The following is a 21,480-nucleotide window of genomic DNA, read 5'->3' on the forward strand; positions in this document are numbered from 1 at the left end:
ATTTCCAAAGCAGTTCACACACAGCTAATTCACAGCTTATACGCAACCTTTCAACAGGTAGCGCACAAACTGCAGTCTTGATCGGCAATAGGAAAGCAAAAACTAGCCTAAATTCTTCATCAGGCGCGACTTTTCGCGCTGCCAGTCGCGCTTCTTCTCAGTTTCACGCTTGTCATGCAGCTTCTTACCACGTGCCAACGCAATCTCGAGTTTGGCCCTGCCCTGTTCATTGAAATAGAGCTTGAGCGGGACAATTGTCTTGCCCTCCTTCTGGACCGCTCCGGCCAGTTTGCCGATTTCGCGCTTGTGCAGAAGAAGCTTCCTGGGCCGGCGAGGCTCATGATTGAAGCGGTTGGCTTGTAGATATTCCGGAATATACACATTGTAGATCCAGATCTCCCCGCCATATTCAGCAGCGTAGGACTCGCCAATATTCGCCTTGCCATTTCGCAGGGATTTAACTTCCGTGCCTTTCAGCTCGATCCCTGCTTCCAGCGTGTCTTCAATCTCAAAATTGAAGCGGGCTTTCCGGTTGTCTGAAATGATCGTCCGGCCCGGAACGCCCCCTTTTTTCGGTGCCATTTTCTTCTCTCGGCTTAGTTGAGCAACCCGGCATGGGTCATGGCATCGCGGATTTCTGCCTGGGTGTCCTCTGAAATCGGGACGAGCGGCAAACGAAGTTCTTCCTCGATCTTGCCAAGCAGCGAAAGGGCATACTTGGCGCCGGTCGGGCTAGGTTCCAGGAACAGTGCGCGATGAAGCGGTGCCAGACGGTCCTGATATTCCAATGCCTTCGCAAAATCTCCAGAAAGCGTGGCAGCCTGGAATTCCGCACACAAGCGCGGCGCAACGTTTGCCGTCACGGAAATGCACCCAACACCACCATGTGCGTTGAATGCCAGCGCGGAAATGTCTTCACCTGACAGCTGGATGAAGTCCGGACCGCACAAATGACGCTGACGGCTCACCTTCGCCATGTCGGCCGTTGCATCCTTTACACCCTTGATGTTTTCGCAGGACTGAAACAGGTCAGCCATGGTTTCCGGCGTCATGTCGATAATCGACCGGCCCGGAATATTGTAGATGAAGACCGGCAATCCGACCGCGTCGTTGACCGCCTTGAAGTGGGCCTTCAATCCAGGCTGGTTCGGCTTGTTGTAATAGGGAGTGACAACAAGCAACGCATCAGCGCCTGCCTTTTCCGCGTGCTGGGCAAAGTCAATTGCTTCTACTGTGTTGTTGGAGCCGGCTCCGGCAATTACCGGAACACGGCCGGCAGCAGCTTCCACGCAAAGCTCGATGACACGCTTGTGCTCATCATGGCTCAGTGTCGGGCTCTCACCGGTGGTGCCGACCGGCACCAACCCGCTTGAACCTTCTGCAATTTGCCATTCCACAAAGTCCTGAAACCGTTTCTCATCGAGCGCCCCGTCCTTAAACGGTGTAATCAGCGCTGGAATGGAGCCTTTGAACATCTCGGTTTCCTCTTGGATCAATCTTGTGGGTTTGAGTGTTGGAGCGTTAGCGGTTTTGCTGGTGGCGCAACATACTCATCTGCCGGAAAAGGAGCAATGGTTCCAACGCCATTCAGCCCTTTCTTTGTGACTTTTCTTGTGCCGATTGCGCTCTTTTGGCGACACTCGCCTCAACAGGACTTCTGCTCGGCCCGCTTTATGACTGGAAGAAGGCAACCGGCATAACTATTCTTTGGAAAGACGTCTTTTGGATGGAAGCAAAAAGGAGCTAGTGATGCCACCTGCGCCGCAAGAAGCGCTGACCGGTTCTGAAGCCAGTAATTTACCTGAAGATTTCAAGTTCAATTGGAAAAGCCCTGACGGACTGACACTCGCAGGCAGAATTTGGCCTCCGAAGGTTGCAGTCCCGGAAGGGAACTCAAGACCAATCCCTGTACTCTGCTTACCGGGACTCTCAAGAAATACCCGTGATTTCAATGACATCGCGAGATATCTTCAAACACGTGGACACAAAGTCATCGCCCTTGATTATCGCGGGCGAGGAGAAAGCGACTGGGATCCGGATTGGCGGAACTATGCCCTTCCGATAGAGGAAAAAGACATCGATACGGCCATCGAGCAACTTGATCTCGAACGCTTTGCCCTTCTCGGGACCTCACGAGGAGGCCTGCATGCCTTGATCATGGCAAGTAAATATTCTGCAGAACGTATGGCTGCAGTCATTTTCAATGATGTCGGACCCCATATTGAGATGCGGGCAATCCACCGGATTGCCGCGACACTCGGACGGTCCATGTCCAACAAGTCCCTGGAAGATGTCTCGGCTAACCTTGAACGAACGCTCGGACATCAGTTTCCAGCCTTTAAGCATAATCATTGGATGAAACTTGCTGGCCAACTTGCCTCGGAGCGCGAGGGAATGTTCGTCATGGATTATGACCCTGCATTGGCACATCAGCTGGCGAGCCTTGATGACGCCACTCCCCTACCCGACCTTTGGCACTTATATGATCGCGTCGAAGACCGGCCGGTTCTGATAATTCACGGCGAACAATCAGACTTGCTCAGCCCGGAAACATGCCAGCGCATGGTGAACACCCACCCGAATGCAAGCCTGAAAACCATTGCAGGGCAAGGTCACGCCCCGGTTTTGTGGGAACCGGAAACCCACGAAGCCATTGCAAGATTCCTGAAGAAAATTGAAGTTGCCACCTTTTAGCCGGAGGTGCCTGGCTGAGGCAGTGAGCTAACCAATGTCACAACCTCTTCGGCCTGTCTGACGACATTGAATTCTCTGCATAAAAAAAAACCCGGCGTTTCCGCCGGGTTTTCCGTCATGCCTCTGTTGAGGAATGATTAGAAAGTGCGCTGCATACGAACACCGAAGAGAAGTTCGTCGCGGTCTGCGAAACCATCAGGGGAAACGTTAGCGTAACCAACGTCAGCACCCATGACAAAACCGGAGACCGGTTCCCACTGTACCGAACCGTCGATTGCCCAACGGTTGAAGTCTACGTTTGTACCACCCTGGTCAACGTCCATGTAGGAACCGTCAAGTGCGAGACCGATCGTGGACGTTGCCTGGAAGTATGCACCAGCAGACAGGGAGTAACCGGAAGAAGTGTCGTCGGTGCCTGGGCCGTAATCGGAGACAGAGATGCCTCCTTCTGTGCTGCCTGCGCCGATGTAGGACAGAGCGCCGTCAGCATAGAAGCCCTGGAAGAAAATGTTGGAACCGGAGTTCGCAAACGGCAAGTTGAAGACAGCACCACCGCCGATTGCCCAACCTAGATTGTCTTCGCCGGAAGTCGGATTGTTGTTTGCAACATCCGGATAGACTTGGTGCAGAGCACCGGACAGCTGTGCGGAACCCCAACCCTGAGAAATGCCGAGAGCTGCAACGACGTCCGGAGCACGTGTGCCGCCGTAAGTACCAACTTCACGGGAAGAACGATCTTCCAGAGCGATGGTTGCGGACAGGCCGTTGCCGAATGCAGCGGTGTAAGCAATCTGGTTCAGAGTGGTATCGGACCAGTCACGGGAGACAACACCCATAAAGGTCTGACCGGTGAAGATGTCGAAGTTCGAACCAAGACGACCAGCGGTCAAACCGCCCCACTGAATGTAGGCGTTGTCGAGGTTGAAGGAAGAGTTGTCACCGTTCGTTGAAGAACCGTACATCGCAACATATGCGCGAAGGGTACCGAATTCGGTAGCCGTGCGAGCGTCGAGGTACAGGTAACCACGTGCCAGCCAGTCATATCCGTCGTCGTCACGGTTACGCCATGGGCTGGTGTTGTTGTCGAGAACGTTGTTGACGACAACCTGAGTACGAACACGACCACCTACACGCAGGCAGGTTTCGGTGCCCGGGATGTAGTAGAAGCGTGCGCCATATGCGTCACAAACACGAACGTAGTCGACCGGCTCCGGAGCAACCGGAAGGTCGGCTGCCTGGGCGGTGGTGGCTGTAGCAACTGCTGCAGCGCCGAGCATCAAGCTCTTGAGTTTCATATCTGACCTCCAATCAGTCATATCAATTGGTACTAAAACAGAAGCACCATTGTCCCCGCGAAGTAATTCTGTGTTTGCTTCCGATCGAAGGTTGGACGTCCGAGGCATGCAAACCAGTGCGGCCCGAAGCCGCTCGCAAGATGACCATACGCATCCGATTTCCCGGTTCAACACAGAATGCGCCCATCCACTGCCGTAAGGGCCGTTTTCAAAATCCGGTGTTGCGCGAATGTCACAAAATCGGGTCAGAAATTTAGATTTCGTTAGGATTTTCAAGCCGAATTCGGCAAATTGAGTGCGCTATTCACAAGCACGAACGCGAAACTTCCCCTCACAATTCGATCTCGTTTCCGAGAATCAGAAACGGGGACGGCCCGGCAGATTGGAGCCTGCCGGGCCGTTAAGACTGACTGAAGTTCAGATAAATACAGTCAGGTTCTAATCAGATGATTAGAAAGTGCGCTGCATACGAACACCGAAGAGGAGTTCGTCAGTGTCGGTGGAACCGTTGTCGGTGTTGGAGTAACCCATGTCAGCACCGATTGCGAAGCCGGAGACCGGCTCCCACTGTACGGAACCGTCGATTGCATAACGGTTCACGTCAGTGCCAGCGTTGTCGATGCTTGCATAAGAACCATCGAGAGCCAGACCGACAGTGGAAGTCGCCTGGATGTAGGCACCAGCGGACAGGGAGTAACCGGAGTTGGTACCGCCAGTTCCGTCGTAGTCGCTAACGCCAGCAGCGTTACCGATGTAGGACAGAGCGCCGTCAGCATAGAAGCCCTGGAAGAAGATGTTGGAACCGGAGTTCGCAAGCGGCAGGTTGAAGACGACACCACCGCCGACTGCCCAGCCGAGGTTGTCTTCACCAGCAGTTGCACGGTTGTTTGCAACATCCGGGTATACCTGATGCAGAGCACCGGACAGCTGTGCGGATCCCCAACCCTGAGAAATGCCGAGAGCTGCAACGACGTCCGGAGCACGTGTGCCGCCGTAAGCGCCAGATTCACGGGAAGAACGATCTTCCAGAGCGACGGTTGCGGACAGGCCGTTGCCGAATGCAGCGGTGTAAGCAATCTGGTTCAGAGTTGAATCGGACCAGTCACGAGTGACAACACCCATGAATGCCTGACCGGTGAAGATGTCGAAGTTCGAACCAAGACGACCAGCGGTCAAACCGCCCCACTGAATGTAGGCGTTGTCAAGGTTGAAGGAAGAGTTGTCGCCGTTCGTGGAAGAACCGTACATGGAGACGTAAGCGCGCAGAGTACCAAATTCGGTTGCTGTACGAGCGTCGAGGTACAGGTAACCACGAGCCAGCCAGGAGTAACCATCGGCATCGCGGTCGCCCCAGTTGCCGTCGTCCAGAACGTTGTTGACAACAACCTGGGTACGAACACGGCCACCTACGCGCAGGCAGGTTTCGGTGCCCGGGATGTAGTAGAAGCGTGCGCCGTAAGCGTCACATACACGAACGTAGTCGACCGGCTCCGGAGCAACCGGAAGGTCGGCTGCCTGGGCGGTGGTGGCTGTAGCAACTGCTGCAGCGCCGAGCATCAAGCTCTTGAGTTTCATATCTGACCTCCAAAAGTCAATTTCTGTTGGAACCTGAAACACGTGCCAAATGCCCGTGCGGCTCCGTCCCCGCGATTGTCTAGAAAAACGATTCAGAAGTTGCACTGCCGATATCATTTCTACTGGCGATTACTCGCCGTCGCGCCACTTAAAAACCAAACACCCGAGAAAGCAGCAAGCATAATTCGACCAAAACGATCACCACTGAAGTCTTGTGTGTTTTTTCTACAACACACCGCAATGCAGAATATGAAACTTACCCTTGGTCAGAGAAGATATACATTTCCAATACTCAAAAAACATTTTTCAATGAAATATAGATTAGATACCTCTCATATTATAACTTAAGAACAGCATCATTTAGTCAATGCACCGCAATAAACGCTACGTTTCAGCACCCGTAAACCTCTGGAAGTGCATTAAACACTAGGGCATACACGCAAAAATTATCGATTTTTCAAAATTTCAATCGCAATATTCGAGTACTTTTCAACTCGCACAACGAAAGCGATTAACTTCCGTTAGGGCACAATTGATTTCATCGGCCATGTGCAAAATTTGAGAGAACTACACGCGGTCATTGCGAATTCTGCCGCAACAACTCTGAAACTTGCAAATTGCCGGCATAAAGATTCGTTTTGAGCGCAATCAGAGCAAAGCTCACAGGACACAGGGCACTCAATTGGCCGACAGGCAGATAGTTGCAAGTTCCGGATCAGAGTAAGACTTCGCAGCTCGCGGCCATCGAAAGACTTTCGCTGCACGCTCTATCTGATCAGAGTAAACCGTTTCCTTGCCCTGGCTTAGCCATTCCATACCTACGGCGTCTTCAAAGTCGCAGTGGATTGGAACCGGCGCTCCGGCAAAGGGACGGCCCGGCAGATTGGAGCCTGCCGGGCCGCATGACTGACTGGAGTTCAGAGTTTCACAGTCAGGTTCTAATCAGATGATTAGAAAGTGCGCTGCAGACGAACACCGAAGAGAAGTTCGTCGAGGTCACCAAGGCCTTCAACGTCGGTGTTAGCATAGCCCATGTCAGCACCCATGACGAAACCGGAGACCGGCTCCCACTGTACAGAACCGTCGATTGCGTAACGATCAATATCAGTACCGTCAGCATCTACGTTAAGATAGGAACCGTCGAGAGCTAGACCGATGGTGGAAGTCGCCTGGATGTAAGCACCTGCGGACAGGGAGTAACCAGACTGCAGGTTGCCGGAAGCCAAATTGTAGTCGTAAACGCTAAACTCAACTCCGTTGATTTCAACTCCGGACGCACCGATGTAAGACATCGCGCCATCGGCGTAGAAGCCCTGGAAGAAGATGTTGGAACCGGAGTTGGCGAACGGCAGGTTGAATTCAACGCCAGCGCCGATTGCCCAACCGAGTTCATCTTCTCCACCCGTCGGATTGTTGTTAGCAACATTCGGGTAAACTTGGTGCAGAGCACCGGAGATCTGAGCAGAACCCCACCCCTGGGAGATGCCGAGAGCTGCAACGAGGTCCGGAGCACGAGTGCCGCCATAAACATCAGAGGTAGATTCGCGTGAAGAGCGATCTTCCAGAGCGATGGTTGCGGACAGGCCGTTGCCGAATGCAGCGGTGTAAGCAATCTGGTTCAGAGTGGTGTCGGACCAGTTACGAGTGACAACACCCATGAAGGTCTGACCGGTGAAGATGTCGAAGTTCGAACCAAGACGACCAGCGGTCAAACCGCCCCACTGGATGTAGGCGTTGTCGAGGTTGAAGGAAGAGTTGTCGCCGTTCGTGGAAGAACCGTACATGGAGACGTAGGAGCGCAGGGTACCGAATTCGGTAGCCGTGCGAGCGTCGAGGTACAGGTAACCACGTGCCAGCCAGGAGTAACCATCGGAGTCACGGTCGCCCCAGTTGCCGTCGTCCAGAACGTTGTTGACAACAACCTGGGTACGAACACGACCACCTACGCGCAGGCAGGTTTCGGTGCCCGGGATGTAGTAGAAGCGTGCGCCGTAAGCGTCACATACACGAACGTAGTCGACCGGCTCCGGAGCAACCGGAAGGTCGGCTGCCTGGGCGGTGGTGGCTGTAGCAACTGCTGCAGCGCCGAGCATCAAGCTCTTGAGTTTCATATCTGACCTCCAAAAGTCAATTTCTGTTGGAACCTGAAACACGTGCCAAATGCCCGTGCGGCTCCGTCCCCGCGATTGTCAATGAGATGTTCCAAGAGCCCTCTCGAAGAACATTTCGTCAGCGATCACTCGCTAGTCGCAGGTTGTAAAAATCAGAATCGCTTCGTGACCACAACCCCGTTTCACCACCAGAAAGTGCAGTTCAAAACCAGTGTGTTATTCCTGCAACAATTTGATTTATCTCAATTTTATTTCTTACGTAGCGTTAGTTTTGCGTCAAATTTCAACTAAACGCTGCGTCATGCCACAACCGTAAATGAATAAATTTCGCGCTCTTTTAGGTTGATTTCACTTTTTCTAAAATATATCAACTTTTCCCAAAAACTATTTTTTGACTCACAGGTAAAATTTTAGAGTTTACTCAAATAAATACACAACTTTTCCGACCAATATTAGATGAAACAACATATATTCTGCAGTGCGGAAAACCTTCTTCTGAAACTGACCAATCTGACGCCATTGACAAGATTGAGTTCTGGTCTCGATCCTGTTGGTCGAAATTCCTCCCGGACACCACGGGATTTCGAATCGGCAATCGATCTCTGGCGCTGTCCAGTACGATCGAAAACGGAATCACGTGAGCTGTTTGACAGACTGTTACCGAAGCTGAACCGTGAGGCGGGCAGACTGCCCTCTAGCGTCCAGAACAGTGATATTTGCGAATCCGGGGCTTTCCGGTTTCCAGGCAAGCTGCGTCTCAAAACCGGACGCATGTAGCGGAGTGCCATTGACAAGAAAGGCATATGGCCGCTTGCCACCGCTGACTTTTACAATCAGGGGTAATGACGCGTTTTCCGAATCTTGTGGCCTGCTCAGACCAAGGTCCAATTCTGCACCATCAGGTGGAAACGTTATCCGAAGATTGCTGGCCACAGTAAGCGCACTGGGCCGCCCCTGAATCCGCGCGAATTGTAACGCCGCGGGCACGGCGGCATTCGATTGAAGCATCAAGCTCTCGGAAGCCTTCGGCAAGGGAACACGCGACGGCCCCAGTTTTTGAAACACATCGAGCAACACGGGCACGGCCGCACTCGACCCGGTTTCGCCGGGAACGGGAGAACCATCGGGTCGGCCTAACCAGACTGCGACGACATATCGACCGTCGTATCCGACGGCCCAGGCATCCCGATAGCCGTAGGCGGTGCCGGTTTTATAAGCTAGCCTCGTTTTCATCTCGGCCTGGTACTGCGGCAGTTCCGACAAGATGTCGCCAACGAGCCAGGCTGCCTTTCCAGAAAGAACGCTCCCGGATTTGGGCATCGGTTCCACCGATCCGCAAGCTTTCCGGCAAACACTTAAAGACACCGGCTTCCCGCCACGGGCCAACGCAGCATATGCCTGGGTCAGGTCTTTGAGGGAAAGTCCCACACCCCCGAGTCCAATAGCAAGGCCAGGCTTTGTCCCTCCCATCATCTCAGGTCGAATTCCTGCCCGTTTCAGCCGCGAAATCAATCTGGCGGGCCCGACGGCCTCAAGCAGCTGGACAGCGGGTGTATTCAGGGAAAGCTGCAAGGCTTCGCGCAACGTCACCGTGCCTTGATATGCCTGGTCGAAATTTGTCGGTTGGTATCCCCCGATATTGGTTGGCTGGTCGACAATCAGACTTTCGGGAACTCCAACGCCCTCTTCAAACGCCAGTCCGTAGATAAAAGGCTTCAACGTTGAACCGGGAGAGCGAATGGCACGGGTCATATCGACATGCCCTACCCTGCTGGTATCCAGAAGATCGGGAGCCCCAATGCTGACAAGCACATTTCCTCTTTGATGATCGGCAACCATGATCGCCATTGAAACCGGAGCTGGATAGGTCCCAATTTTCTGACGCGCCATTTTCTCGAGTGCGACCTGAAGCTTCCGATCGATTGTGAGGCGATGCACATTCCTCTCTGGAGAACCAAAGCGTGCGTGCCTGCTCTCGTGCGCGGCATAAAGGGGCATTGCGTAACGCTTCGTTCGAACAGGTTCGGCGGCGGCTGAAGCTGCCTCTTCCTTTGACAGGACACCGGCGGCAACGGCTCTATCAAGAACTCTGTTGCGCGCCCGGACGGCATTGTCCGAATATCTGTCAGGGCGCCTGGTCTCCGGGCTCTGGGGCAGCGCAACCAGCAACGCCGTCTCCGCCGGGGTTAGTCTGGTCGGTTCCTTGCCGAACCAAGTCAGACTTGCGGCACGAATTCCTTCTATGTTGCCGCCAAATGGCGCCCTCAGTGCATAAATTTGAAGAATTTCTTCCTTCGAATAGACCGTTTCCAATTGAGCGGCTTTCAGAAATTGCTCGTATTTCCGGCTGAGGGTTTTGGTTGGGGTTTCATCGAGTAGGCGCGCAACCTGCATGGTCAAGGTCGAGCCCCCCGATACCAGCCGTCCGTGCCTGATGCTTTGCAAGACCGAACGAAGCAGCGCACGAACATCAATCCCGTTGTGTTCAAAAAAGCGCTTGTCCTCAAAGGCCAGCAACATTTTCAGGTAAAGCGGGTCAACGGATTTCAGCTCGACCGGAAGACGCCACTTGTCGTCCTGACTTGCAAAGGCGCGAAGCAGCTCGTCGTTCCTGTCCAGAACCACCGTGGACAAGGACAAGTCGGCAATCTGGGGCGGAGAAGGCAGTGACTTGAAATCACTGTGAACCTTGACTGCCCCCCAAAGGGACAAAAGCAAAACTCCAGCGACAGCAGCAGAAGTCCACCACCGTATCATTCGGCGCCCCTTTTGCGGTCTCATGGTCATGACCCTTGGGCCCTATCTCGTCGCTCCCAGCACAACGAACCGGCTGGTATCGGTGATCGCGCGTCTGTCCGGGCGATACATATCCTCAACGGACGCAGGTGGGTGGGTGAATTCCCCAGGAGTGGCGGCACGAGCCAGATAGGCAAAGGTCAATTGCTGACCGCCTTGACGTGTTTGATCGACCGCAACTTCAAACCTGTCCGAGTAGAACGCGGAATGTTCAGGCTGATCGACAATAGACAGGAACGAAAGTCCACCAAGGTCCCCGGACCGCACAAGTCGCGGATTGTCAATCACCAGTCCGGCCGGCAAACGATCAACGACCATCAGGCGACCGGGCCGGTCGGTCAACGCGCGAACCGTGACCACGACCGCCAGCCGGGTGTTCACCGGAACTGCCGACGGGTCAACGGGATTGCCATCCAGGTCATAGACCGTGCGCTCGATGGAATAATCCTTGCCACCGGCTGGTTCAGGGCGGATTGGTTGTCCGGAGACAGAGACGAGAAGGTCAGTCGCTCCGGATCCGTTGTTTTTGACATCGGTGGCAGCTGCCGCGATTTCTCCACCCTTCAGTGACCAGGCCAATCTGCCGGGAGTCTCAACCCCGTCAACGGAGATATTCGCTTCTTCAGCGGTCTCATTCAGCGCCTGTGCGGCCAGAAGAAGCCACGCCATATCCTGGGTAGACCGGTTGGTGGTCTTGTTTTGTGCTGATTTCAGCAGGTCAACCGCTTCATTCTTCAGCTTGTCACCCATTGATGTGGAAACGACATAATCGGCTACTCCCGCACTGTCACGCAGCACGGAACCAAAGTCATCACGGTAGGTCTTTGTTTTTTCTTGAGGAAGGGCCGTCAACGCTGCCCTGAACCCAGTCGCCGCGCGTTCCTGCTCTCCATAAAGGGCGAGCCCGGCTGCGATCTGAGCCTTTGCCAATGGCGTTGCAAAGCTTTGAAGCTTGGCGTCAAAGTAGTAACGCAGGTCTCCCATGGACGCCCGACCATTTCGGGCAAGCACATAGAGGCCATAGGCCACCCCTTCCCCGCCGTCCTGGAAGTCCGAAGCATAGGCAAGCCTGTTTTCCAGATTGTCCAGCGCGGTCGTGAATGCGAGGTCGGGAACCCTGTAGCCCTTCTCTCGGGCGCGGGTCAGAAAATCCGTGACATAGGCGTCAAGCCAGGTATCGCCGTCGCCGTAACTGTTCCAGAGCCCGAAATCGCCAGATGAAGACTGATTGGCCAGAACCGCGGCTATTGCCTTGACGACCCTTTCGCGAATGGCATCGTCTGTTCCCAAACCTGCCGCCTCGGCAACATCACTCAAGTAAAGAAGCGGCAGGGCGCGGCTCGTGGTTTGCTCGGTGCAGCCGTAAGGATAGCGATCCAACGCAGACAGCAATCCAGCAACGTCGATATTTGCCGCACCACCTGCTGTCAGCGTGACATTCACCGTCTCGGCCCGCAGTCCGTCAAACGCATCGGCTGAAAGGGTAAGGCTGTCGCCGGAGGCCAGCTGGAAGGAAGAACGACGAACCACATCGGGCTGTGTGTTCCTGATCTCCAGGCCAAACCGCTTCACGTAGACTTCGCCTTCAGGGCCGGTTACGGACGCAATGACTTCGCCTGGAATCGGGCTGCTTCCTGCCTTCACCGGAACCAGGGACAAGACTTTCTTGCCCTTTTCGATTTCCAATTCCCGGACTTGTCGGGCATTCCCGTCACTCAGAGAAAGTCCTTCGGATACTGAAACATCAAGCTGATATCGACCGGCAGCGCCATCGACATTGTCTATTTCAATGGCAACACGCGAGCTGTCACCCGGCGCGAGGAATAAAGGAGCGCTGGCTGTCATCACGACCGGCGAACGTACCTCGACTTCCTGATCCGCATGACCGACCCCCTCTTCCGTCCAGGCCACCGCCATGAGTTTGAGTGCTCCGTTAAACGCCGGAACATCAAAGGAAACAGTCGCTTCTCCATTCACGCCAACTTCCACAAGTCCGGAAAACAGAGCCACAGGTTCTTCGTCAGGCGGGGGAGCATTCAGGCGCATCCCCATGGCATCACCACCAGAACGCACCCGGCCCAGAGTGCCCGCCATCCGGTCAATCAATTGACCATAAAGATCCCGGACATCAGTCCCGAGCCGACGCTGGCCAAAATACCATTTGTCCGGGTTCGGGGTTTCAAAGCCGGTCAGATTGAGAATCCCGACATCAACGGCGGCCAGCGTGAAATAAGCCTTTGCACCTGATTCAAGATTTCCAATCCGAACCGGAACATCCAGGGTCGTTTCCGGCAGGATACGGTCCGGTGCATCCATTTCGACATCGAGCACCCGGTCTCCCGGCTCAACCTGCAACCAGGACAAACCGATTGAACGCGACGGCATGCGCTTCTGGTTCAGATCCATAGGCCGGTAAAGGCTTGCCGTGATGTACGCGCCCGCGCCCCAATCATCGCTGACAGGGATGTCCACTTCCGTTTCCTCGCCTGAAACTTCCACGGTGCGGGTTGCCAGAAGACCGCCGGAAATCACGTTCACAACCGCAATTCCCGACATCTGAGGCTTCAAGCGCAGCTTGGCGGTCTCCCCCGCCCGATAGCTAGACTTATCCAGTCCTACGTCAAGATAATCAGGCGTTTCCGATGTCGCATCGGCTGTGTACCATCCAGCGTTGAAGGTTAGATTTGTGGCCGTCTGCAGGTTTCCGCTGCCCAGAACCTCCAGCCGATATTCACCCCACTCGACCGGAAGGGACAATCTGGCAGGCTCGGCAGCCTTGATGTCAACTTCTCCATTGGCAACGCGCCGGGACGTGGTGATCGGTTCAAACGACCAGCGCCCGTCCAGCCGGTACCACTGATATCGACGGTCGATCTTGGAAAGAGTCCAGGTCAGACCGGTGGCGTCTTGTTGTTTTCCGTCAGTACCAACAACGATCACGGAAAATCCCGCGGGACCGCCCTCATCCACGCCGCCGTCAAATTCCGGTTTGATCCCTATGCGAGGACCATCCAGAGCAACAGGCAGATCCAGGTCGCGCTCAACGTACCGACCACCTGCTTCGACAAGGCGTGCGATAAGCTCCCCGTCATACAATCCTGTTGTTTCCGGTAGCTCAGGCAGAGAGGCCTCGAATGAAAGTTTGCCTTCGCTATCGGTTTTCAGGCCGGATGGAAGAGCCTCTCGTTGTGAATAGGCCTGCTGATCTTCGAGACCGAACTGATAACCCGGATAGGTCGCAAGCGTGCGAACCGGCCGTACAATGAGATCCCCCTCCAATGTCTGTCCGCTGGCCGGAGATCCATAAAGAAATTTTGCGTCCAGGGAGATCGGTGTTGGCGTGGACCTGCTGAAAGCAGACGCATTGGTCTGGAGTTCAAAGTCGACCCGTTCCGGCTGATAATCTTCAACCAGGAACGTGTTTTGCGCCAAAGCACGACCTTTCGGGTCTGCATACACACTCCATGACCAGATACCCTGTTGAGCCGAACCGCTGAGCGTCATGTCGCGCAAGTGGCCACCAAGCCCAGCGTCGTCCACCGTAAACCGGGCATGTTCGACACCATCGGGGCGAACGAAGACAAATGTCAACGGAAGCCCTTCTTGCGCATTTGCCTTCGAATTTCGAAGCAAAGCCTGCGCATGAACGGTTTCACCGGCCTTGTAGATACCCCGGTCTGTCCAGGCAAAAACATCTAGTGGACCCGGGGACGGTCTGCCCTCCACACCCCGATCGGAGAGATCGAAGGCGGGCTTGCGCAGGTCCAGGAAGGAATAGTCTCCTTCCCCGGTTTCGGCGACCAATACCCCGGGAGCCAAACCGCCGCGGCCTCGTGTCAGGCCCACCGGAAATTCGGCAAATCCTTCCGCATTGCTGGTTGCGTCCCCAAGGATCTCGTTGTTTACGGCCAGCAATCGTACCGAAACGCCTTCAAGCGCCTTTGCCGTTGAAAGCGAACGAATGTTGGCGGCAATGCCGTTGTCTCCGCTCAAAGCGGTAAGGCCAAGATCCGAAACCAGAAACCACTGCGTCGCCAGGCTGCCGCCCCATCTGGTGTCGTTGTCGAGCTTCGACCGGGCCGTCATGGCATAAACGCCCGGCTGCAGACCGATACCAATGTCGGTGAGAGGAATTGCAGTCGTAATGTCCAGATTCAGCCGGTTTTCAGTCTCCACAATTCCGGTCCAGACTTTCTCGCCGAGCTCCTCCTCGATCTGGTCGGCATTATAGGTATCGAGCTGTCGCAAGAACCTGTTGTCTCTCAGAACATCCGCGACCGACCGCGTGCCGACGCGATAGATTGATGTTTCGACTTCCGAAGTGTTGACCGAAACAATCGGAATTGTCGGATTTCCACCAGAGGGCAGAACATACGATCTGCTCAGGAAGTGAACGGACGGTGACCGGTCTTTGACGTAGATTGAAAGATCGGCTGATTTCTCAAGTTTTTCACCGTCTGCGGCAGGTAATCCGCTTCTGGCGGTTACCTCGTATCGCGCCCCATGCTCAAGGCCGTCTGCGCAAATCTGATTGCCTTCAGTCTCGATAGCAACTTTGCCTGCTCCCTTCACGGATACATAAGGGCTCAGATCTTCGCCAAGAGGCAGCTTCTGAGAAAAGACAAGACAAATTCTCGGAGACAAACTGTCGGAGTCGACCTGATGATCGACGATGCGAAACCCGTGTTGTGCCACCAGCTCTTCGTACCGGCGCTGCACATTCGCATCGCTTTCCAGCGCCAATGACGCGCGCAGTGCCTTGATTGCCGACTTGTATTCGCTGCGCCGTTCCAGAGCCCGCCCCAGAAGATCCAGAGAGAAGGCCTGCTCCTGCGGATTGACGGCACGCAAATAGGCGTTGATCGAGGCAGACAGAGCATTCTTCTGTTTGTTGATCCTCTCCTGCCAATCATCCGGGCTTTGAAGCAGCAAGGCAGTGGTCAACTGGATCCATGCTTCAAAATCCCCTGGCTCCAATGCGACCAACTGAAGAAAGTCGGCTTCCGCAAGAGCACCGTTCCTGCTGTTGAGTGCGGACAAACCGTTGCGCCGCAACTGTTCGGTAGTCTGGCCGTTTGTGCGAACGGAATTGGCAATGCCCTGAGAGTAGGTCTCAGCGCTTTCCAAAAACTGCTTCGACAGGAAAGTCAGTTCAGCCCGTCGATCAGTGCTGAGGTCTGCACGCGGTTGCTTCACTTCGACAACGCGGCCTGCAATCGCACCCGCGAAACTCTGGAGTTCGCCGAAGTCCGTTTTCAGGAAGCACCATCCCGCTGATGTATTGAATGTAAACGCGCGGCACTGATTGTCCTGCAAACAGGCCCACTTGCAGCCTTCCAGGTCAACGTCCTTGACGGTCCTGTAGTCACTGCCGAAGAAGTCCGCGTCATCGATCGTCACGATGCGCTTTTCCTGGGCTTGTCCGTCAGTGGCCTGCGTGGCAGCGCCGCCTGCAATCAGAAAGGTCAGCAGAACGGTTTTGAAAATGGTTCCGGCTTTCTGATCCGTCTTGTTGTCAACTCGATTAATAAAACGCGTAAAAGGAATCATGGCCTGTCCTCCGGGGCCGAGAATTTTCTCTATCAAGGCACCTGAAGGTGACAAGGACAAGGCAAAATTGATGTCGGGAAGAACTCTACTGACGTTCCATCACCCAACCCGGCTGACGAGTTCGCTGATCAAAACGTCAATTTCCTGAGCAGCTTTGCTGGTCGGAGCTTCCTCGGTTACCGCAATTCCCTTACCCATCGCGGCCGCATAGACGGTTCTGTTGCCCAGTCGCGCGTCCAGCGTGTCATAGCCCGATGCGGCGATTGCGTCAGCCATCTCTCCTGTCAGTGAGGCACGTGGTGGAACACGGTTGAGCACCAGGATAGCCGGTGTGCTTTCACGTACGGCAAGATCGATCGTTTGAGATGTCGCCCAAAGATCCACCGGTGTCGGCTGCACCGGTACGATGACGAAATCGGCAGCATCGATGGCAGGTCTGGCATCTGTATCGGTTTTCGGCGGCGTATCGACAACGACATAGCCGTGGGATCTGGCCAGAGACCTTGCCTCACGGCGAGCCCCCCAGCCGGAGGCCGTGCGAAACTCCAGACCAGTGCCCTCCTCTCCAAGTTTGTCTTCCCGGGCTTCATACCAGGTTCCGAGCGACCCTTGCGGATCGACATCGAGAATTGCGACCGGCTCGCCTGATTTTTTCGCGAGCGCCACCGCCAGGTGCGCCGCCAGGGTTGTTTTGCCAGAACCACCTTTTTGCTGCGCAACAGTCAAGATCCGACCGGACATGCAATAACCTCCAGAAAGTCCGCGACAGAATGCGTCGCCGGGTGCTGCAATGCAACAAATCTTTCCCGCACAGCCAAATTAACGATGTGTAATCTCAAGAAGACAGAAAGCAAAGGCTGCTGCCAGCCCCTACGCAACCTTGCTTAACTTGTTGTCTTTAAAACGCTATCTTCCACCCAACGCGTAGTAGACATTCCAAGAGGGTCTGCCCGTCACAGGCATGCCGTGTTTGGCTTCAGCCTTGCGGATTCCTGCCCGCGTAGCAGGTCCGACCTTCCCATCCGGCGCACCGACATCAAACCCGTTCTTGTTGAGGAGCTTTTGAAGCTCCAGACGCTGAGCGCGCGAAAGACCCGGATTGTCTGTCGGCCAGGGGGTCTGGATGGGATCGCCGCCGGAAACCAGTTCGGACAACAAGGCAATCGCCAGACCATAGGAGGTGGAAGCGTTGTACGACCGCAGAGCGCGGAAATTACGGGTGACCAGAAAAGCCGGACCGTTTGCTCCTGCCGGCCGGATCAATGCCGCCTCAAGTTTTCCCGACAGTTTGCCACCGCCGACCTTGGTCAGGCCACGTTTGCCCCATGTGCCAAGGGATGCATATTTCTTTCGTCCGGAGGGCCCGGAATAGCCTTTGGGCGCCTTGACTTCAAAGCCCCAGGGCCGGCTGTCTCGCCATCCCGCGTTTTTGAGGAAGTTCGCAGTTGAAGCCAACGCATCCGGCACAGAATTGACAAGGTCCTTCCGGCCATCCCCATCAAAGTCGACCGCAAGGCTGTTATATGTACTTGGCATGAACTGGGTCTGGCCGAATGCTCCCGCCCAGGATCCGCGAAAATCATCAGCTGGAACATCCCCTCGCGAAGCAATCTGCAACGTCTTTATCAGTTCGCCACGGAAGTACTTCTGCCTTTTCTTTCCTGCACATACGAGATTGGCGAGCGCGTGGGGCGTGTAGAAGTCACCACGGAACTGACCATAGTCACTTTCGATGCCCCAGACAGCCAGAACGACATGACGGTTAACGCCATAGCGCTTTTCGATCGCGGTCAAAGTGCGCTTATGCTTCTTCAGGTTCTTTTCACCATCCTTGATGCGTTCAGCATCCACGAGAAAAGCCATGTAATCCCAGATTTCCGTCTTGTATTCAGGCTGTGTCGTTGAAAATCGGATCACCTTCTCGTCGAAAGCAGCTCCGGAAAGCATGCGTTCGGCGACCTCCGGCTTCACTCCGGCGGAAATCGCCTGTTTTTTCAATGACGCAACACAGCTTTCAATCGCCAGGGCGGATCCGCCTGTGGTGGCCAATCCAAGTCCGGTCCAAACGGCCAGTTTCACCAGTCCGGTCCAAACGTTTCGCTGCATCAGCCCCTCCATCAGCCTTGAATCACTTTTCAAACGCTGACACGCTCACGCGACGGAAATGCGGCAAAAATTCGGTCAGTTGCTTTTTCAGAGAATTCTCAAGGAAAAACCCGGCTCACGTCGTGAACCGGGCCCTCGCGTCACATCGGTTGAAGGAAGTTACTTTCCTTCAATCAACTTACGCCGCAACCAACTGGACGTCTGGTCCATGATGATCACCACAACAATGGTCAGGATGATGATGTAGCTGGTGTTCTCCCAATCACGTGACGTCTTCATCGTTTCCACCAGCATCAAGCCAATACCGCCCGCTCCCAGGGCGCCGATCACGGTTGCAGAGCGGGTGTTGGACTCCAGGTAGTAAAGCACCTGCGAGACGAATACCGGCAGGATTTGAGGAATGACGCCGAACCGGTATCTCTGCAGCTGGTTTGCTCCGGTCGCCCGAACACCTTCAACCTGCTTGTTGTCGATGTTTTCGAGCGCTTCGGAAAACAGTTTGCCCAGAGAGCCCGTGTCAGTGAATGCAATAGCCAGCGCTCCTGTCAGCGGTCCAAGTCCAAAGGCGCGAATGAAGATCAAAGACCAGATCAACATGTCGATGCCACGCAGGAAATCAAACAGGCGCCGGGTGCCAAACCGGAGGATCTTGGAGGGTGTAAAGTTTCGCGCGGCCAGGAACGCCAATGGCAAACCAAAGAATGCTGCGGTCAGCGTTCCCAGCACCGCCATCATGATGGTCTCGAAAAGTGCCGTGAAAATTTCACCGTGCTGCCAATCCGGGTTCCCCAGAAAATCGTGCATGATCAAAGACATGTTCGATTGGCTTGGATCAACACGCTTGTCAGACAGCGCCAGGGCCCAGAGCTGACTGAATGACAAACCGTGTAGTTCGGAATTGAAGGGGAACCAGAAGTTTTCCCAACCGGCGAAGTAGTTGTGAACTTCGATTTTGGTCCGTGTCACCTGAACGCGCCGGTCCAACGTCGGTCTCGCGTTGAACTTCTTGGGATCATCTTTCAGCCAGTCCGGAACCGGTCCGGGGGGAAGTTCTGTTTCAACACCGCTGTTGGTGGCCGTTACCTTGATCGTGCCGTAGTCGGGGACCGTGAATTCCATCACCTTTCCGGTGATCGTGACTTCATATCCCTGGCCCAGATCGACAATTGCGTCGGTTCCGTCAACCTCGACCCATTCCGGCAACTCCTCTTGCGCGTAGGTCGCCCGGCGCTCTCCTTCGATTGCCACTTCCATGATGTCGCGGCGAAGTAGTTTGGTGACGTGAATCTTATAGGCGACGGAGTCGGTCGCAAGGATGGCCGCTCTTTCCGGTTGAGCCTTGGAGAGAAGCTGAGGAACCCCAAAGGCAAACCAGGTGTAGGTCAGATAGAGCAGGACCGCTGCCGGGACGCCAATCGTCATCCAGGCGCGGCGGCGAACGTTTTCAAAGACCGTGTTACGGTCGAAGGCAGGTTCATTGAGCGTGTCGACAGCCATTTCGAAATTCCTCAATGAGCCCGTCCGGCGCCGACAAGTTTGCCGCGCAGATAAGAAGACAATTGGTCAATCAGCATGATAGTGACGAACAGCAACACGAAAATCGCCGCTGTTTCGTCCCCCGCCCCCTGGCCCCAGCCAATCGTGCGGCGCAGCTCCTGACCAATACCGCCGGCGCCTACAAACCCGAGAATGGCCGAGGCGCGCACGTTGATCTCAAGACGCAGCAGGAAGTAGCTGAGATAGTTCGGCGCGACTTGCGGCATGACCGCGTAGCGGATGCGTTGCAGCCAGTTGGCACCGCAAGCTGACAGCCCCTCAATCGGCTTGCGATCGATATTCTCATTCACTTCGGAAAAGAGTTTGCCCAGCGCACCGGCGGTATGAAAGGCCACCGCGATCATGGCCGGCACCGGGCTAGACCCAAGTACAAAGATCAGAAACAGGGCAATGATCAGCTCTGGAAATGCACGCATGATGTCCATCATGCGCCGGACCACCGGAATGAGCGGACCCCAGCTGTCAACGTTGCGAGTTGAGGCCATGGCCAGCACCACGGCCATCGCACCACCCAGCAGTGTGGCGACCGCCGCAATGTTCAGCGTTTCCAGCATCGCCGGCACGAATTGCAGGACAAGACCGAAAAAGGCGGGTCCGGCCTCCCAGGCCTCGGCGACGATTTCGCCCGGGTAGTCGAAGAACTTGGACAGGCCCTGCAAGAAGCCGCCGGAATTCATTTCGTTCGATTTGGAATATCCGGAGACGAGAACCGCAACGACCAGCAGCAATCCCATCAGGGAGTAAAGCTGGCGGCGTTTGCGTAAGGAGAGGATTTCCTGCTCCAGTGCGGCAACAGCCATTACCAATGTCCTTTGACGGAGGTCATTTGAAAGCGCGGGCCGAAATCCGGCCCGCGCGGAGGTTCAAAGGAACCGATTAGTTCTTGTTCTTCGCCTTGCGGGCTTCAACAATGTTGACATAGGCATCATGTGTGATCGGCATGAAGCCTTTGGTTTCACCGGCAGCAACACCGTAAGCACACTCAGGGTCCATGGAGTTCAAGGATGCCATCAGAGCCGTCATCTTGATCTTGACGTCTTCCGGCAACTTCTTGGACAGAACGATCGGACCTTCCGGGATCACCGGAGAGCGCCAGATTTCGCGCAGCTCGGTCATGTCGACGAGACCTGCATCGGAAGCCTTGCGCAGGGCACCGGAATTGTAACCGTCTTCCCACTCACCAAGACCGTCAGCCCAGGTCACGCCGCCGTCGATGTCGCCGTTGGATACAGCAACGATGGTCTGCTCATGACCACCGGTAAAGACAACATCACCGAAATACTCACCCGGCTTCATGGAATAGCCTTCCTGCGGGATGGCAATGGACGGGATCAGGTAACCGGAAGTGGAGTTCGGGTCACCGAAGCCGAATACCTTGCCCTTCATGTCTTCCAGAGAGTTGATCTCGTTGTCGACACGGGCAAAACCGATGGAGTAGTAGCCATAGCCGCCATCGACGTTCACCTTTACCAGAACCGGATCAACGGCTTCCGGATCGGTCAGGTAAACTTTTGCGTAGCTGGATGCACCAAGCCAGGCCATGTCAAGGTTGCCACCAAGCAGACCTTCGATAACGCCGTTATAGTCGGCCGGAGCGAAGAGCTTGACCGGAACACCGAGCAGGTCGGCGGTTTTCTGTTCCAGGCACTCGTAGGCGCGCAGACGGTCAGAAGCGTTTTCACCGCCCAGAATACCAATGCGGAACTCGGTGATTTCTGAAGCACCGGCGATCGAAGCGTTCAGAGCGATCGTGCTGACGGCAGCAAGCGCAGCAACTTTGGAAACGAATTTCATTT

At 55.0% G+C, this 21,480-nt stretch carries 13 protein-coding genes; 1 reads left to right on the forward strand and 12 read right to left on the reverse strand.

Translation table 11 applies throughout. The features are described 5' to 3' along the window. Positions 1-102: 102 nt before the first annotated feature. Positions 103-582, reverse strand: coding sequence for an SsrA-binding protein SmpB (smpB, locus tag ABLQ08_RS02160; protein ID WP_352938948.1), 480 nt, complete (start codon positions 580-582; stop codon positions 103-105). Between the two features lie 14 nt (positions 583-596). Beyond that, positions 597-1,475, reverse strand: a complete 879-nt coding sequence (gene dapA, locus ABLQ08_RS02165; protein WP_352938950.1) for a 4-hydroxy-tetrahydrodipicolinate synthase — start codon at positions 1,473-1,475, stop codon at positions 597-599. Positions 1,476-1,749: 274 nt separating this feature from the next. Between dapA and ABLQ08_RS02170 the strand changes: the two genes are divergently transcribed. Next, a complete protein-coding gene (locus ABLQ08_RS02170; RefSeq protein ID WP_352938952.1) occupies positions 1,750-2,694 on the forward strand; it encodes an alpha/beta fold hydrolase in 945 nt (314 codons plus the stop codon). A gap of 137 nt (positions 2,695-2,831) precedes the next feature. Here the strand turns inward: ABLQ08_RS02170 and ABLQ08_RS02175 are convergent, their stop codons facing one another. The 10 genes from ABLQ08_RS02175 to phnD form a co-directional block, all read right to left on the reverse strand. Further along, positions 2,832-3,989 (reverse strand): porin, encoded by a 1,158-nt coding sequence (locus ABLQ08_RS02175; RefSeq protein WP_352938954.1) that lies wholly within the window; start codon positions 3,987-3,989, stop codon positions 2,832-2,834. Positions 3,990-4,439: 450 nt separating this feature from the next. Beyond that, positions 4,440-5,564: a porin gene (locus tag ABLQ08_RS02180; protein ID WP_352938957.1), complete on the reverse strand. Its 1,125-nt coding sequence runs from the start codon at positions 5,562-5,564 to the stop codon at positions 4,440-4,442. A 950-nt stretch (positions 5,565-6,514) separates the two neighbouring features. Further along, positions 6,515-7,675: a porin gene (locus ABLQ08_RS02185; RefSeq protein WP_352938960.1), complete on the reverse strand. Its 1,161-nt coding sequence runs from the start codon at positions 7,673-7,675 to the stop codon at positions 6,515-6,517. A 657-nt stretch (positions 7,676-8,332) separates the two neighbouring features. After that, positions 8,333-10,432: a penicillin-binding protein 1C gene (pbpC, locus tag ABLQ08_RS02190; RefSeq protein ID WP_352938963.1), complete on the reverse strand. Its 2,100-nt coding sequence runs from the start codon at positions 10,430-10,432 to the stop codon at positions 8,333-8,335. A gap of 42 nt (positions 10,433-10,474) precedes the next feature. Then, positions 10,475-16,021, reverse strand: coding sequence for an alpha-2-macroglobulin family protein (locus ABLQ08_RS02195; RefSeq protein ID WP_352938966.1), 5,547 nt, complete (start codon positions 16,019-16,021; stop codon positions 10,475-10,477). A gap of 99 nt (positions 16,022-16,120) precedes the next feature. Continuing rightward, positions 16,121-16,762, reverse strand: coding sequence for a ParA family partition ATPase (gene parA / locus ABLQ08_RS02200; RefSeq protein WP_352938969.1), 642 nt, complete (start codon positions 16,760-16,762; stop codon positions 16,121-16,123). 165 nt (positions 16,763-16,927) lie between these two features. Beyond that, positions 16,928-18,127 carry a lytic murein transglycosylase gene (locus ABLQ08_RS02205; RefSeq protein WP_352938972.1) on the reverse strand — a complete coding sequence of 400 codons (1,200 nt, stop codon included), beginning with the start codon at positions 18,125-18,127 and terminating at the stop codon, positions 16,928-16,930. A 159-nt stretch (positions 18,128-18,286) separates the two neighbouring features. Beyond that, positions 18,287-19,624 (reverse strand): phosphonate ABC transporter, permease protein PhnE, encoded by a 1,338-nt coding sequence (gene phnE / locus ABLQ08_RS02210; protein WP_352938975.1) that lies wholly within the window; start codon positions 19,622-19,624, stop codon positions 18,287-18,289. Positions 19,625-19,635: 11 nt separating this feature from the next. Further along, positions 19,636-20,484 carry a phosphonate ABC transporter, permease protein PhnE gene (gene phnE / locus ABLQ08_RS02215; RefSeq protein ID WP_352938978.1) on the reverse strand — a complete coding sequence of 283 codons (849 nt, stop codon included), beginning with the start codon at positions 20,482-20,484 and terminating at the stop codon, positions 19,636-19,638. A gap of 76 nt (positions 20,485-20,560) precedes the next feature. Next, on the reverse strand, positions 20,561-21,478 hold the full coding sequence (gene phnD / locus ABLQ08_RS02220) for a phosphonate ABC transporter substrate-binding protein (RefSeq protein ID WP_352938980.1): 918 nt from the start codon (positions 21,476-21,478) through the stop codon (positions 20,561-20,563). Positions 21,479-21,480 lie beyond the last annotated feature (2 nt).

It is taken from the genome of Roseibium sp. SCP14 (genome assembly GCF_040329475.1).
Taxonomy (GTDB): domain Bacteria; phylum Pseudomonadota; class Alphaproteobacteria; order Rhizobiales; family Stappiaceae; genus Roseibium.

Bases quoted from the DNA above. Each gene is read 5' to 3' on its own strand.
- dapA (WP_352938950.1), bottom strand. From the start codon at position 1,475: ATGTTCAAAGGCTCCATTCCAGCGCTGATTACACCGTTTAAGGACGGG.
- phnD (WP_352938980.1), bottom strand. From the start codon at position 21,478: ATGAAATTCGTTTCCAAAGTTGCTGCGCTTGCTGCCGTCAGCACGATC.
- ABLQ08_RS02175 (WP_352938954.1), bottom strand. From the start codon at position 3,989: ATGAAACTCAAGAGCTTGATGCTCGGCGCTGCAGCAGTTGCTACAGCC.
- ABLQ08_RS02170 (WP_352938952.1), top strand. From the start codon at position 1,750: ATGCCACCTGCGCCGCAAGAAGCGCTGACCGGTTCTGAAGCCAGTAAT.
- phnE (WP_352938975.1), bottom strand. From the start codon at position 19,624: ATGGCTGTCGACACGCTCAATGAACCTGCCTTCGACCGTAACACGGTC.
- phnE (WP_352938978.1), bottom strand. From the start codon at position 20,484: ATGGCTGTTGCCGCACTGGAGCAGGAAATCCTCTCCTTACGCAAACGC.
- ABLQ08_RS02205 (WP_352938972.1), bottom strand. From the start codon at position 18,127: ATGCAGCGAAACGTTTGGACCGGACTGGTGAAACTGGCCGTTTGGACC.
- ABLQ08_RS02185 (WP_352938960.1), bottom strand. From the start codon at position 7,675: ATGAAACTCAAGAGCTTGATGCTCGGCGCTGCAGCAGTTGCTACAGCC.
- pbpC (WP_352938963.1), bottom strand. From the start codon at position 10,432: ATGATACGGTGGTGGACTTCTGCTGCTGTCGCTGGAGTTTTGCTTTTG.
- ABLQ08_RS02195 (WP_352938966.1), bottom strand. From the start codon at position 16,021: ATGATTCCTTTTACGCGTTTTATTAATCGAGTTGACAACAAGACGGAT.
- ABLQ08_RS02180 (WP_352938957.1), bottom strand. From the start codon at position 5,564: ATGAAACTCAAGAGCTTGATGCTCGGCGCTGCAGCAGTTGCTACAGCC.
- parA (WP_352938969.1), bottom strand. From the start codon at position 16,762: ATGTCCGGTCGGATCTTGACTGTTGCGCAGCAAAAAGGTGGTTCTGGC.
- smpB (WP_352938948.1), bottom strand. From the start codon at position 582: ATGGCACCGAAAAAAGGGGGCGTTCCGGGCCGGACGATCATTTCAGAC.